Raw genomic sequence first — 13,987 nt, forward strand, 5'->3', positions numbered from 1 at the left:
TTGAAAACGAATATCCCCCTCCTATTTGACCGATTCCCCCTTCTCTTGTCCAGTTTGTCAGCTATTGGTATACTTTTTTTACGGTTATTTATGTCGATGCACGCTTAGCACAGAACGGAGCAAAGGCGAAATACAGATTGTCGCCTTTGCTGTTCCGCAGGGAATTTAGCACCCAAAGATAGCCGGAAGCCTTCGACAGCACGCTTACTAAACTGTTGGCCCGGCACCGCCATCAACGGCATAATTGCAGCCGGTGATATATCTTGCATCGTCGGACGCCAGAAAAACCACCAATGCTGCAATTTCTTCGGGTTCGGCCATCCTTGCCAGCGGTACGCCTACCTGATCGACTACGGAATCAAAGGTAGCTTCGTAACTCCGGTTAGCCGATTGCGCTAAATGCGCAATAAAATCCATCATTAAGGGCGTTTTTACCACACCCGGCGAGACTGTATTTACACGAATACCTTTGGATCCCAATTCATTGGCCAAGGCCTTACTGTACGCGTTCAACGCTGCCTTGGCCGATGAATAAGACATGGTCATATCCCAAATAGGCTGTTTGGCAGCTCCAGTGGAAATATGGATGATAGTGCCCTGCCCCTGCTCCAGCATCGTGGGCAATAAGGCTTTATTGATACGAACGGCCGACATAAAATTAAGTTGCCAATCCCGCTTCCAATGTTCATCGTTCAGCGTGCTGTAACCGCCGCCGGGACTCAGGTTCGCACCGGCATTGTTTACGATAACATCGATTTTACCGTAGCGCTCCAATATCTCATTGGCGATCAACTCGGCAGCCTCTGCATTGAAATGATCCGCGGCGATAACGTGTTGTCCCGCTGCTAATTGATCTGGTTTCGATCTTGCGGTTACAACGACGGTAGCACCCAATATCGTTAGTTTATCGGCAATAGCTTTTCCTATTCCTTTTGTTCCTCCGGTCACCAGAGCGACTTTTCCATTCCATGAATTTTCCATGATTATTTTCATTGATATTTGCAAAGGAAAACACAATACTTTACTTTTGAAAGTAGTTACACGTATGTATAGTAATAACACGAAGTAAAGAAATGCAAGTAGTCAGCAGCTTATCAACGAAAAAAAAATAATAAAAAATACGGAGCGTTGTGCCCTTCAGGAGATATTGGGCGTTATCGGCGGAAAATGGTCTATGTCCATTATCTACGCACTGAGCCATCGCACGATGCGCTTCAGTGAAATCGAGCGCATGGTGCCCGGGATAAATACACGTATGCTTGTCAAAGAACTCAAGAACATGGAGATCAATGGAATTGTGACCCGAGAGGTATTCGCTACTGTTCCCCCTACCGTGGAGTATACGCTAACGGCAAAGGGACAAAAGTTGAAACCCATTATTGATGAACTCCATAAATGGGGCGTGGAACATCAGCATGTAGGCGATCTAGCGGAGATCGCATAAACTTAATACCATCGTTACCTGTTTACCTAACAAAAGTTATATAGTCGGTATTTTCGGGCGTGAAACCATTTTGCCTTATTTCGGTAGCGATTTGTGCCCTATGGTATGTTCCGTGATTAAAAATATGGATGATAATATCCTGCAAGGAATTATGGAAAGCATCCTTCTTGCTATTGGTGTAGTTGACCGTGCTAGAAAGTGCGAGATCCTGCGCTACAATTGTTTCCTGAAATCTGTCCGAGAATGATTGCTGCATATGGGCACATGTCGCTAAATCGTGCAGCTGCCAAACATCTACCCCTGCTGCCGTTCCGTGAATCCGGGAGAGCCATATGACTTGCGCATTGACGATATGACTAAAGAGTTGAACGCAGCGCGGTGGTACATCGCTACCCAATTTCATCAGTGCGGTCAATACCTTTGTATTGGCCCAATCATTATAGCGCGATAACTGCGTAATAGAACTTTCCATATACCACGAATATAAACAAATATTATGCAGGATATCACGAATGTCTAACAGGTAGGAAAGCTAGGTTATTTTAGTCATACCTGCCTGTTTTCTACGCAGCGAAAAGTGTATCCACGTAGATCAATGGGCATGTTTATTCCAGCATGATAAAGGGGCAGTCTAAGATTGCTTCACCGTCGTTCTCCTTCTCGCAGTGAACGGGAGTTGCTTTTTAGACCGCCGCTTTATTTAACTAATTATTGGCAATCGTACTACGCCATTCAGCGCCGCTTATATCAATAAGTTTCAAAGTATACCTATCGGTCTTAGCAAGACGATCTGCAGGAATATCAAGCGTCAAATCTGCCTTTGCCCCTAACGGTATAATCATACTATGTTTCCCCGTTTTGACTTTCGCTACATAGTAGTTATGTATTTTTCGCTCGTCAAACGTCGACAAGGCATCGGCATTCATTTCAAAAACCAGCCTATTTTCCGCGTTAAGCACCTGAATACCTATCAAAAAAGAACCATATACATCGGCACCTTCTGTTCGATACACCTGAAATTTGAGCTGGCTATTGACAAAGCTCGCATCACTAATTTCAATCTTTGGTTTAACGGACTTATTGTGCAGTGTACCAAAAACGCCACCATGAAAATACTGGTTGGTGTAAAGCGTCAGACCAAAAATAAGTAGGGAACAGCACAGCACAAATTTCTCCAAATGACGGATAGGCAGCACGCCAGAGCCCAACCACTGGAACCATTTTTTTCTGGTCAAAGGAGCCTCTTTCCGTATAAGCATATCATCCACCGAAAACATGCCGCTTCCGGTTAAAAATAAGGTGAAGCCCCCTGCAATGCCGAGCACGCCGATTTGCCACTCGTCTAAACAGGTTGTCCCCAACCAGCCCGAGCCAAGCAAAATGCCCATGGCCAGGCTGAAAACGCCGATTCCCATCAGTCGGGAAAACAGTCCCAGCATGACCAATCCCCCCACAATGGCTTCGATAACCGTAAAGGCAATCATCGAAGCCTGTAAGGCGTCTGGGTGCGAGACCAAGAATTCGATAAGCGGTTTTATACCTAAAGCATTAGGCAAAAAATGATTGAATTTTTCACCGATATATCCGGCTTCCTCTGGAATGAGTTTATTATCAAGGACCAGTCTCCGCCAAAATGCGGAAAAATAGGTCCAGCCTAGTACGAGCCGTATAGACAGCGTAAAAAGACCAGCCGTACTGAACAGCTGATCGGAAAACTTGTTTTTCATCTGATATTTTTATTAAAACGTGGTAAAGAAATTCGTGAATCGCTTTATAAAAAACTACGCGACGCCTAATTTTAGCCGTTTAAATAAAATATACTTGGGAGGAAGATAGCTTTCTTGTTCGGTCTGAACAAAGACATGCTGCTGCTGTATCAGCGACCACGACAGATGTGGAGTAAGAAAGTCAACATAGTTGACAAAAGGCGGAACATGGCAAGGCACTTTTATGTCCGCATTCTTCGCGACGGCCAGCATCTCATGGCTTGCCGTACAGCGGTCAACGTTGCTGCCAATCGTCTTCACCTTATTCAGCGTTCTTGTATAACTTACATCATCCTGCAGCAACAAAAACGCCTTGGCCGAGCAGGGCAATAAGGCAAACAAGACAACGAACAGCAACAGCGCGTCCTTCAAGAATGTAAACTGCTTTCTTACGGTGGTCATCGGTATAAATATAGCAATAATAAAATTTAGCAGGCAGCGCACAACGTATGATGGTGTGCTACATTACAAAAAACGCCACCTCAATCCAATCCCGGTAGCACCGGTCTGTTGACCGGGTACGGCAGCGTGCTAATCGCATCCAAGAAAGCCAGTAAAGCATCGATCTCGTCCGTGCTTAATGCCAAGGGCTTTAAATGCACCGATGTTTCCGGAAAAAGCGGATCATCCTGCTGCGCCGCTTTTCTTTTCGGACGAGGCATCCCGCGGTTATAGGTATTGAGCAAACCACGCAAATCCTGAAACATGCCATTATGCAACCAAGGGCCTGTTTTGGCCACATTGCGTAGCGATGCCGTCTTAAATTTCCCGACATCAGCAGGATTCTTTGTGTGGGTATATCGCCCAAGATCCTGTTTATCTTCCCCATACAGGCTAAAGCCAATATTATGGAAATCATTATCGGTAAAAAGCGGACCATTATGGCAGTTGATACAGCGTGCTTTGGTACGAAAAAGATGTAAGCCATGCACCTGCTTGTCGGATAGCGCCGTACTATCGCCGCCCAGAAAGCGGTCAAAAGAGCTTCAGGCACTGCGGATGCTACGCATAAAGACGACTACGGCGCTGACAAGCTGATCCACGCTGGGCTCGGTATGGGCATAGGCCTCTTGAAAGAGCGGCCGATAGGCTTCGATCTGCAGCAACGTATGCCGCATCTCGGGCAGCGAAGCATTCATTTCATTTTTATTGGTCAGCGAGCCTTTGATCTGTTCCTCCAGCGAATTGGCTCTACCGTCCCAGAACAGCTTTTCACTAGCCCAAGCAAAGGATATACTCGGACTGTTGCGCATCCCGATACGGTGATTATGGCCTATCGCCCGCACGCGTCCATCCGTCCAATGCATGTCCGGGTCGTGACAGGACGAGCAGGATATCTGCTGGCTGGCGCTCAGGCGCGGATCAAAGAACAGCGTCTTTCCCAGTTCGATCATCGCCTTATACTGGGGGTCTCGCGCCTGTATGGGCGCATTCGGCAATACGCCCAGTTCCCGAAAGACAATCCCCGAATCGAGCGTTGCCTGCGGCCAGCCGACGGTAGGCCCAGCATATAACTTACGCAGGGCGTCGATATCCAGCGTTGCCGGATCTTGAACAAAGGCTAAAAAGATGGGTAGTGCCAGCAAGAGCACTACCCGAAGAAAGTAGGGATACCGTTTAAAGCGCACGATTGTTGATTTCGTTAATAGCCAAGCCCCATTCCTCGCTGAGGTAGGTTCGGATAAGCGCATATTTAAGCGCCGTGCGACCGCTGGGATCTAAGGTACTACCCAGATAGCGCGTGCTGAAGTCCTGCTGGTTGTAGCGCAGGGCGGCATAGACAAACATCAAGAAGTCGAGCGTTGCCGTGTAGGATCGCTGGTATTCCAAGAAACCCAGCGAGCGGTAAGCCGTTGCAGAATTTCCCGTCGCATCAAAGAGGGCCACAAAGGCCGCGGGAACCTCAAATTTGGCGCGGCTTAGCGCCTGCGTGAAAAACGCACGATGCAGACTAGCCTGTAGATCCAACTTCTGGCTGGCTGTCAAACTACCGAGTTGGGCATTGGCATAGCCAAATGTCACCTGGTTCAAGCCGCTGTATACCCCAAGGTTGCTGGCTACGGTATCATAGCCGGTTGGCTGATTGGCATTTGCGGTAAGCTGATGTACCCCCGCCGAAAGTAACATCTTGAAAGGCAAGAGGGATTGTAGGCGCTCCTCGCTATAGTCCTGCAGGCAGGCTTTTTTGATAAAGTCAAAGGCCGGCGCAATGGCGGCTGGCTCCGCTTGCCGTGCCATATAGAGCAGCCTTGTGGTTCCATTCCAGCGGAAGTCGTTATCGCTAAAGCGGTAGAGCACATAGCTGCCATATTGCTGGTAGAAGGTCTCAAATTCGGCATCGTAAGCATTATCTCCTTGCGGGAAATCATAGAATTCCTGCGGAGCGGAGGCCACAAGAGTAGCCTCCTTGTCACAGGCGGTAAGCAATGCAGCCAGTACGAGAAATACGGGCACGAAAAGAATACGGTTCATGGTCATCATGTTTATTGGGCAGTCCCCGATCGTTGGGGAGCCAGTATATTTTGAGTTAACTGATTATTATTGAGCAATACATTATCCGGAATCGGCAATACATATGCCGGATCCCCCTGCTGCAAGGTATAGCGCGTCGCCTCCGGCTCAAACCACAGGTGTTCTAGGACTGGCATGCCATAGCGGCGCAGGTCAAACCAGCGTTGGTCTTCGAAACAGAGCTCGCGGCGTCGCTCCTCTCGGCAAAACAGCAGTGCCTGCTCCGCATCCGTAAAATTGACAGGCTGGTAGGAAGCGCTGGCTAGGCGGTTTTTGCGCAGCAGGTTCAGGTCCGCCAAGGCCGCGGCAAGATCGCCCCCTGCACCCGACAGCTGCGCCATAATATTGGCCTCCGCCCGGTTAAGGTAGGCCTCCGCTACGCGCCATGATTTGCCCGGTGCCGAGCGGCTTGCCCATTTTATGGCGCTATAGAGGTAACGCCCCGTGGTTTTCCGCAGATACGTATTCCAGCGTAGGTCGGTCGAAGTGTAACTGCTCGCTAGGGATTCCGAAAGCGTAAACATGGTCGTGTTCGTTGCCAAGTCGCCGCTCTGCACCTCGGTCGTTATCCCAAAGATCCATAGGGTCTCCGGATTGGCCGTGCTCACGATTACCCGGTTGCTTGCGGCGTCCACGGTATATCCATTGAGGTTCAACAAGGTTGGGCGGCGTTCTATCACCTGCGTGGCATGCAGCTTGGCCGATGCCCAATCTTCCATATAGAGGTACACCCGGGAAGCAAGCAGATGCGCCGCGCTGGCATTGATGCGAAAAGCGCCGCCATCAACGGCGGATATTTCCAGCAGTGCAATGCCGGCGTCTAGGTCCTGCTTAATCTGTGCATACACCTCGGCCACCGTATTCCGTCCTTGCGTGGCATCCTGCAAATCGGGGCTCAGCAGCAAGGGTACGCCCAGCGCGGTCTCCGGCGGATGGTTCGCGTCGTTGTAGGGCCAGCCATAGAGGTTGACCAACTGAAAATAGTAGTAGGCACGCAGCACATAAGCCTGTCCTTTAAGGTAGTCTTTATCCTGCACATCACCTGTGGAGCCATCCGCATATTTCAGGGCGATGTTGCAGCCCAGTATGCGGTTGTAGAAGGAAGCCCAAGGATTAGCGCCGGAGGTATTGGCGGCATTCATATATGTGCTGTAGTAGTCGGGCTGCCAGGTAAATGCCCAGCGGTAGGATGCCGTTCGAGCCGATGTAGAGCTGCGCGGCGCAATGCCATCCACGTCATCATCCATTAAGGTTGTCAGGGTATTCATCGGCGGATCGCCAACGCTGGCGCCCGAAAGCAGTGGGTATCCGCTACCCATCAGCAGCTCATTAAATTCTTTGGTGGTCGTGGGCACCAGTTCGTCTTGGGAGCTTTCCTCCAGAAATTTATCACAGGATGCTAAGAGCCCCAGGGCCGAACATAGCAGTATGGTAAAATAATATAGTTTCATCGTGTAGGACTAGATTCCGATTTTAATTGTCATGTTATAGCTTGGGGTGATCGGCTGTGCCAGCCCACCAGTATTCGCCTGCTCGGGGTCTTGCGAGCCCCATACCTTACTTTTTATAATAAAGGGATTGTACACCTGAAAGCCCAGCTGCAAGCTTTGTAGCCCCATCTTTTTCACGGTGTCTTCTTTGAAAAGGTAGCTGCCACCGATATGCCTTATCCGTAGAAAGCTGGCGTTGGCCACTCGGATGTTCGACAGGTTGTACATATCGTATAGACTCACGTAGGTGTTCGATTCGATGGGTAGTGGTACGCTCGTGACGGCAAAATCGTTCACCCGCAAAAAGGCCGGGATATCCGTCGCCGCCTCATCGCCAGGTTGGCGCCAGCGATCCAGCACCGTGCGTTCTAGGTTTTGATCTGGTGCTGGCACATACTGCGTGGCTTTATACAGGCTGTTCAGCCTCTTGTGCTGCCCGATATTAAAGGCCGAGGAGGCATCAAACAGGATGTTTTTGTAGCGAAGGGACATATTGACACCGCCCGTGAAGAGCGGGTCGCGCCTGCCCGAACGCACCAAAAATTGCGAAGGATCAAGATCCTGATCGCTCGTGTTGGTATTGACCTTGTCGATCAAGGGTAGCCCCTGCTGTCCATCAAGCCCTAAAAAGGCGTAGGAATAAAAGGTGCCTACCGATTCGCCATCCACAAAGGTATTCCCGCTGAGGTAGTCGGCGTAGGTATTGAGCGCGCCAGCACGGTATACCTTATTGCTATTTCTGGCGAGGTTTGCTGTGATGGTCCATTGCCAGTTCTTGTTGCGAATCGGCGTGGCGCTGACCGCTAGCTCGATACCCTCATTTTTTAACTGCGCCCCATTTTTATAAGCCGAAGCTATACCATATTCCAAGGGCGTCGGTATCTGGAAGATAATATCGCGACCACTCTTGCGGTAGTAATCCAAGGAAAAGGCCAGCCGGTTTTGCATAAAGCCCAGGTCGAGCCCCAAGTTGCTGGTCGCTGTTTTTTCCCAGCGCAGGTCTGGGTAAGGCAAGCTGCTGATGTTCAGGATGTATTGGCCCGATACCGGATCCACCACATTATCGCCGTAGGCAGCTATAAGCTCTGGTCCTACTTGTTGCACCACATTGCCCTGCAGGCCGTAGGATGCGCGCAGACTCAAGTCTGATAGCCATGCTTGTTCCCTTAACCAGCTTTCTTCATGCATGGCCCATCGGCCGGCGATACTCCATACGGGCAGAAAGCGGTTATTGGTGTATTGGCCAAAGCGGTTGGAGGCATCCGTGCGGGCGTTGGCATTTAGGATATACCGACGGTCATAGCTGTAGGCAAATGTCGCAAAGGCCGATAGGTTGTTGGACAGGTTGTCCTGCAGGGCGGCGTTGTGTTTGGCCAAGGAAGCCCCGTAACTGGATCCGCTCAAGCTGGTACTGGTTGATGAAGGATTGTATTCGTAGGAAATGCTTCGTCCCCTTTTCGGGAAATAGCCCCATTCGGTGGTCGAAAAACCGTCGTATTGGTTAGATCGCAATTCAAATCCGGCCATCGCGTTCAGGTCGTGCTTCGCCCCTAGCCTTTTTTTGTACTGTATGGTATTACGGATTGTATAGTTCAGGTTGTTGACATCATTGTAATACAAGATACCGCCATACGGAAGTTTGGATGCCAGTTCCTGCGCACTGCCGGCCGCTACCGCACCATAGTCGTATCCGCGTATCAAGGCTATGGAATAGGTTTCTTCGCCGGCATAGCGCGCAGCCTTACTGTTGGAGAAGCCCAAGGCCGCCAAGGCGCTGTAGCGGAAATGCGGACTCAGGTCCCAGTTTAGTTCCAGCTGCGCATTAACCTGCCGCACGTTGGCTTCATTTCCGCTATTTTCCAGCTCGTTTTGTATGTTGTAATTCAGAAGTGTCAATCCTTGGTAGTCGCTGGCAGGCGAATAGCGCGTCGGATAGCTCTCCGCAGCGGTCAGGGTGCGACTGGTGTTCAGCGCATAATCGAAAGGATTTATCCCGTAGAATCCGAGTGTCTTCCGGCTGGAGAAGTTAATCCGGCTGTTCAGCTGTATATTGTCGCGCAGCTGGTTTTTCAGGCGAAGGCCAAGGGCATAGCGCTCGGCTTGATCGCCTTTGGCACTTCCTTTATTTTTATCATAGCCTACAGAAAGGAAGTAGTTATCCTTGTCGCTGCCTCCGGATACGCTGAGGTAGTGGTTTTGGTTAAAGGCCGGTTCGAAGAGCAGGTCAAACCAATCGGTATTGTTGGTTTCGTACTGGGCAACACGGCTGTTAAATTCACTTTGGTCAATCCGGTGGTCAAACAGATCGAAAAGTGCGCCTTCATAGGAATAGCTGAAAGGCATATTTTGATAAAGCAATCCATCGTCGTACACCTCTTTGGAAAACGCGACCCGTTCTTTGGAGTTCATGACGTTGAAATCGCTATACGATGGGCGGCGCGAGAAGCCCATGGTGCTGCTGTAATTGATCAGCGTGCGACCCGATCCACCGGATTTCGTCGTTACGACAATCACGCCATTGGCGGCGCGCGTACCGTAGATGGCCGTAGCCGAAGCATCTTTCAGTACGGTTATCGAGGCGATATCTTGCGCATTAAGTCCGGCAATGGCGCCACCAAGGATGTTAAACTGTGCTTCATTGCCCAATTGATCCAGCCTATTGAGCTGGGTGGTTTCAATCAGGTTGTTTACTTCTTGGTTGCTGACGTTAACCGGATCTTCCCAGATCACGCCATCGATCACCCATAAGGGCGTACCGGCGCCCAGCAGGGTTGACACGCCGCGCAGCCTTATTCTTGGCGTCGCTGAGGGGCTTCCCGAGGCATGCATCACCATCAGCCCGGGGATCTGCCCCTGCAACATCTGGTCTAGGCTTTGGTAGCCGCCTAGCACTATGTTTTCGGCTTTCACGGTGCTGGTGGAGCTGGCCAAGATGCGCGCATCACGCTGCTGGTAGCCATCCACCACCACGCGATCCAAGGATTGCAACTGCGACTGCAAGCTGCTGTTCGCCCATCCGTTGCGCAGCACTTCCCCGCTGGCCGCATCATAGCCGAGGTGCGATACTTGGAAGGATAGTGCTTGCGGCGCCTGTCCTTCAGGGAGCTGCACAATTGCTCGGCCGCTTTTGTCGGTTGACAGGTGCCGCTTTAAGGATGGAAAATAGAGGGTCGCGCCATCTAAGGGAGCGCCGTCGAGTCCCTGCACCTGTATGCTGTAGGTAAACTGCTTTGCCTGTCGTCCCTCGGTTGTTTTGCGCTTAATCAATATTTCATTGGAGCTATCCAGCCTTTTCCAGCTGTAGTGGGGCGATAGCAATTTATCCAGCAGCTCCTCCAAGCGCGTGCTGCGAAAGCTGAGGTTAATCAGCTCCTGTGTGTCCACTTCGTCGGTACTGTAAAAGAATTTAAGGCCTTCGCTTTTTGAGAGCTGCGCAAAAACATCGCCCAGCTTCTTGCTGCTTACCTGTATTTCGTACTGCTTTTGCTGCGCAAACAGGGCTTGCTGCGGACTGGCCAAGGACATTGCTCCTGCGCAAATCAGGGCAAAAAGAGGCCTGCCAAGCCTTTTTGTAGGCTTGATTTTAGTCAACCAAACGGTCATATGTTACGTATTATGTTATTTTGTTAATAAATAGGATTTGTTTTCATGTGTAAATCGGATGCCTGCGGTCCAGCAAATCTTCTCGATATTACTGCGCAGATCCTCCTGCGGAGAAATCTCTCCAGTAAAACGGATGTTTGCCATATCCTGATCGGCTAAGCCGATCGGCACGGCATACCAGGCTTCCAGCTGCGTGACGATGCTGGAAAGGCTTTGTGCCTGCGCATGCAGCGGCTTACGCAGCCATAGGTAGTTCGCCGCTGCCGCCGCAGGCTGTTTGCTTACCTGCGCTGCGTGTACCAGCAGTCGCTCTTTTGGTTGTAGCTTCCATTCGGCGGTGTTTAGGCCAAAAGAACGGTAGCTCACCTTTCCCTCCTGCAGGTCTACGTAAAGGGAGTCGGCTTGCTTGTGGTAGCCGGCAAAGAAGCGTGTACCGGTCACCTGTACCCTGCCCTTTTCCAGCTGCACGATAAAGGGGTGTTCGGGGCTGCTCTTCACCTCAAAGTAGGCCTCGCCGTCGAGCTTCACGAGTCGTTCTTTATCTGCTTCCGCATGCTTGTACGAAAGCGTACTGTTTTTATTTAGCCATACTTTACTGCTGTCGGGCAGCAGGATCATGGACGATGCTTTGCCGTTAGCTTGGTAGATATGGCTGTAGATTATTTCCGCTTGGTATCCGTTTGGAAAGTTACGCTGCTGTATATACAGGTACGCAAATGCCGTCAACAGTAGCGTGGCGGCAACGGCGATTGGTGCGAGAAACGTGATAAGTCGCCTTTCTTTGGGCATATGCGGCCGGATCTGCTTCCATGCCTCGGATTTTCGGGTCTCGAAGTAGGCTACTTTTTCCGTTGCAACTTGCTGCTGCGCCACAAGGATTTCCTTCACCGCCAACCATCGGCTGTCTTGCGCGGCAATGGAGGCAAAAAACAGGTCAAACTCCGCTCCTTGCAAGGTCAATAGCTGCTCAAAACGCTGCTCATCCAGTGTTGCTATCAGTTCTTCCAGTAGGTTGTTTGTTTCGTTCATGTTGCTTGCGCACGCTGTGCTGTTTAATTATAAGACACCGAAAAAAGAAAGGGTATTACAATTATTTAAAAAAAATCTAAATAAAGACTGGGCATCCCTCCCGCCTGCTGGATTTAGAATAGGGTTGGGTAGAAAAATATAATAAAATATGGGATGTCTTTTGTCTTCAGACGCTTTCTAATTTCTTTGTATGCCCTGGACATCTGCACCTTCACGGTGTTCACGGAGATGCCTAGCTCGTCGGCTATCAACAGGTGCTTCATCTTTTGGTAGTGCGCCATCCGGAATATTTGTTGACTTTTGGCGGGTAAGCTGGAAATCGCTACTTCAATTTCATCTAAAAGTAGTTTATAGGCTGACTCCTTTTCGATTAAGCTGGCATCGTCTATATATTCGCCGGCCAGTTCTTCGGCTCCTTGTAGGTCTACGAGTTCCATAGCGCGCGCTTTGCTACGCAGATGATTAAGTGCTTGCAGGTAGATGGCTTTATGGGCGTAGGCTTGGAAACTAAAGGTTATCTTGATGGTGTCTCTACTCGTCCACACTTTAATAAAAAAATTTTGGACGAGGTCCTCGGCTTCTTCTTCGTTCTTCACGACGGCATCGGCGGCGGCACATAGCTTGCTGTAATGGTCGGAAAACAGCTGCTCAAAATCATCGACTGAGTTAATAATACTAGACATTATTATTTATAATCATTCTAAATAATATGCAATATTAGCTGTTTAGTTTTAGGATCGCAAATTTAGATGGAAAAAAGATTTGAGGGGGTAGTGCGTCGGATCTCTGAAACATACTTGATGCTATATTGAATTGAATTAACTTCCGACAGCAATGATGTTATCCCCTTAGATCAGGCGCAAACTTTATTAATAGCCATTTATCTTTACTAGTTTAAATGTATCCTCGATATTTCTTGTTCAATGCATTCAAAATCAACAACAAACAATTGCTTAAACTGTATTTATGTTCAAAATAGAGCACTAATTATCTTTAAACAATTTAATTTATCAATTTTTTGTTTAAATATTTGTTATTAAAGTTTTAAACATGTAGTTTAGTTGGTATTATTTACTAACATATATATTCTAAACATGAGATTCCTTAAAATTATTTCGAAGGCACTAATTACTGCAACGGCTATTTCGGCGACATTTCTAGCCTGTCAAAAGGACACATTTAATCCTTCCGCAGAAGAAGACTTGGGCGGGAAGATTTCCTTCAAGTCGGGCACTAAAAGCACTTTTTCGCAAGGTGCATTAAAGACAGGCATTTACCAAATTGATGCAAAACAAGATGGGAGAAAAATCTCTTACACAACAAAAATCGCTAATACCTCAATCCTAAACGGAAACAAAATCGATTTCTCAACGTTTCAACTTGAACTTGTTGATAATAAGCTCGTGTTAGATGGTGAATATGCAATTTATTTAAAAGATGACGAGTTATATTTGGAAACGCCACTATATAGTGGATTTATGAAAGATGGACGCGATAATAAAGTAATCGACACAAAAACAGCCGCTTTAATGCTCTTTTATGGAGAAATAGCCCTATCTTCGGAAAACGTAGAAAAGCAATCTTATGCTCAATTCCTCAACCATTTCGACACTAAGATTGTCGCACAAGGTAAAATGGCGGTCTCAAGAGAAAATAAGGCGCTTTTCAATAACAGGCAATGTGGCATAAATCATGCTGTCGAATTTGGTTGGAGTGCTTCAAGTACGGCGGCGGATCTCCAGCAACAATTAAATAATACGAGCTTTTACAACGGCTGTACTAAGGTTGGAGGCATTGACACATCTTGCATGACTGATTCCCATGCTTGCATGTCATCACAAACATATAATTGTCCATGTTAAAATAATAAAAAGTTATGATGTTATTTATTAATATTGGTTCTGTTGAAGCTACGATACTCATTGCGATTCCCGTTCTGCTGATTCTATATTCACTTTATTTAATCATTAAAAACGAAACTGGAATACCGCGTATCTTATGGATTTTATTTGTCGTCTTCGTACCGTTAATAGCAACATTAATCTATTTGGCGACGTATTTTATTTCCAATCGCGGTAGAAAACGATCATTGTCATAACAAAAGCACTCAGTAAGGCGGGAAATTCCCGCCTTACTGTTTTACA

13 protein-coding genes are annotated in these 13,987 nt (G+C 48.4%); 2 read left to right on the forward strand and 11 right to left on the reverse strand.

Annotation, left to right across the window (positions count from 1 at the left end; translation table 11 throughout):
- Nucleotides 1–207 precede the first annotated feature (207 nt).
- Nucleotides 208–981, reverse strand: a complete 774-nt coding sequence (locus SCB77_RS22775; protein WP_320184309.1) for an SDR family oxidoreductase — start codon at nt 979–981, stop codon at nt 208–210.
- 166 nt (nt 982–1,147) lie between these two features.
- On the opposite strand from SCB77_RS22775, the gene SCB77_RS22780 reads away from it, so the two are divergent.
- Complete coding sequence (locus SCB77_RS22780; protein WP_320184310.1) at nt 1,148–1,444, forward strand: winged helix-turn-helix transcriptional regulator; 297 nt, start codon at nt 1,148–1,150, stop codon at nt 1,442–1,444.
- Nucleotides 1,445–1,466: 22 nt separating this feature from the next.
- Here the strand turns inward: SCB77_RS22780 and SCB77_RS22785 are convergent, their stop codons facing one another.
- From SCB77_RS22785 to SCB77_RS22830, 10 genes are all read right to left on the reverse strand, one after another.
- Nucleotides 1,467–1,916, reverse strand: a complete 450-nt coding sequence (locus SCB77_RS22785; RefSeq protein ID WP_320184311.1) for a DinB family protein — start codon at nt 1,914–1,916, stop codon at nt 1,467–1,469.
- Nucleotides 1,917–2,148: 232 nt separating this feature from the next.
- Nucleotides 2,149–3,171 (reverse strand): TQO small subunit DoxD, encoded by a 1,023-nt coding sequence (locus SCB77_RS22790; RefSeq protein WP_320184312.1) that lies wholly within the window; start codon nt 3,169–3,171, stop codon nt 2,149–2,151.
- A 54-nt stretch (nt 3,172–3,225) separates the two neighbouring features.
- Nucleotides 3,226–3,612 (reverse strand): hypothetical protein, encoded by a 387-nt coding sequence (locus SCB77_RS22795; RefSeq protein WP_320184313.1) that lies wholly within the window; start codon nt 3,610–3,612, stop codon nt 3,226–3,228.
- An 80-nt stretch (nt 3,613–3,692) separates the two neighbouring features.
- A complete protein-coding gene (locus SCB77_RS22800) occupies nt 3,693–4,142 on the reverse strand; it encodes a cytochrome-c peroxidase (protein WP_320184314.1) in 450 nt (149 codons plus the stop codon).
- Between the two features lie 54 nt (nt 4,143–4,196).
- Nucleotides 4,197–4,838 (reverse strand): cytochrome-c peroxidase, encoded by a 642-nt coding sequence (locus SCB77_RS22805; RefSeq protein WP_320184315.1) that lies wholly within the window; start codon nt 4,836–4,838, stop codon nt 4,197–4,199.
- Nucleotides 4,828–5,691 (reverse strand): hypothetical protein, encoded by an 864-nt coding sequence (locus SCB77_RS22810; RefSeq protein ID WP_320184316.1) that lies wholly within the window; start codon nt 5,689–5,691, stop codon nt 4,828–4,830. The genes SCB77_RS22805 and SCB77_RS22810 overlap by 11 nt, the downstream gene beginning before the upstream one ends.
- A gap of 2 nt (nt 5,692–5,693) precedes the next feature.
- Nucleotides 5,694–7,172, reverse strand: coding sequence for a RagB/SusD family nutrient uptake outer membrane protein (locus SCB77_RS22815; protein ID WP_320184317.1), 1,479 nt, complete (start codon nt 7,170–7,172; stop codon nt 5,694–5,696).
- 9 nt (nt 7,173–7,181) lie between these two features.
- Nucleotides 7,182–10,814 (reverse strand): SusC/RagA family TonB-linked outer membrane protein, encoded by a 3,633-nt coding sequence (locus tag SCB77_RS22820; RefSeq protein WP_320184318.1) that lies wholly within the window; start codon nt 10,812–10,814, stop codon nt 7,182–7,184.
- 15 nt (nt 10,815–10,829) lie between these two features.
- Entirely contained in the window at nt 10,830–11,843 is a 1,014-nt protein-coding gene (locus SCB77_RS22825; RefSeq protein ID WP_320184319.1) for a FecR family protein, read from the reverse strand.
- A 113-nt stretch (nt 11,844–11,956) separates the two neighbouring features.
- A complete protein-coding gene (locus SCB77_RS22830; protein ID WP_320184320.1) occupies nt 11,957–12,526 on the reverse strand; it encodes an RNA polymerase sigma-70 factor in 570 nt (189 codons plus the stop codon).
- A gap of 411 nt (nt 12,527–12,937) precedes the next feature.
- Between SCB77_RS22830 and SCB77_RS22835 the strand changes: the two genes are divergently transcribed.
- Nucleotides 12,938–13,705 carry a hypothetical protein gene (locus SCB77_RS22835; protein ID WP_320184321.1) on the forward strand — a complete coding sequence of 256 codons (768 nt, stop codon included), beginning with the start codon at nt 12,938–12,940 and terminating at the stop codon, nt 13,703–13,705.
- The last annotated feature ends 282 nt before the right edge of the window (nt 13,706–13,987 follow it).

The organism is Sphingobacterium bambusae, from assembly GCF_033955345.1.
Classification (GTDB): domain Bacteria; phylum Bacteroidota; class Bacteroidia; order Sphingobacteriales; family Sphingobacteriaceae; genus Sphingobacterium; species Sphingobacterium bambusae.

Bases quoted from the DNA above. Each gene is read 5' to 3' on its own strand.
- SCB77_RS22785 (WP_320184311.1), bottom strand. From the start codon at position 1,916: ATGGAAAGTTCTATTACGCAGTTATCGCGCTATAATGATTGGGCCAAT.
- SCB77_RS22815 (WP_320184317.1), bottom strand. From the start codon at position 7,172: ATGAAACTATATTATTTTACCATACTGCTATGTTCGGCCCTGGGGCTC.
- SCB77_RS22775 (WP_320184309.1), bottom strand. From the start codon at position 981: ATGGAAAATTCATGGAATGGAAAAGTCGCTCTGGTGACCGGAGGAACA.
- SCB77_RS22810 (WP_320184316.1), bottom strand. From the start codon at position 5,691: ATGATGACCATGAACCGTATTCTTTTCGTGCCCGTATTTCTCGTACTG.
- SCB77_RS22790 (WP_320184312.1), bottom strand. From the start codon at position 3,171: ATGAAAAACAAGTTTTCCGATCAGCTGTTCAGTACGGCTGGTCTTTTT.
- SCB77_RS22835 (WP_320184321.1), top strand. From the start codon at position 12,938: ATGAGATTCCTTAAAATTATTTCGAAGGCACTAATTACTGCAACGGCT.
- SCB77_RS22825 (WP_320184319.1), bottom strand. From the start codon at position 11,843: ATGAACGAAACAAACAACCTACTGGAAGAACTGATAGCAACACTGGAT.
- SCB77_RS22795 (WP_320184313.1), bottom strand. From the start codon at position 3,612: ATGACCACCGTAAGAAAGCAGTTTACATTCTTGAAGGACGCGCTGTTG.
- SCB77_RS22820 (WP_320184318.1), bottom strand. From the start codon at position 10,814: ATGACCGTTTGGTTGACTAAAATCAAGCCTACAAAAAGGCTTGGCAGG.
- SCB77_RS22830 (WP_320184320.1), bottom strand. From the start codon at position 12,526: ATGTCTAGTATTATTAACTCAGTCGATGATTTTGAGCAGCTGTTTTCC.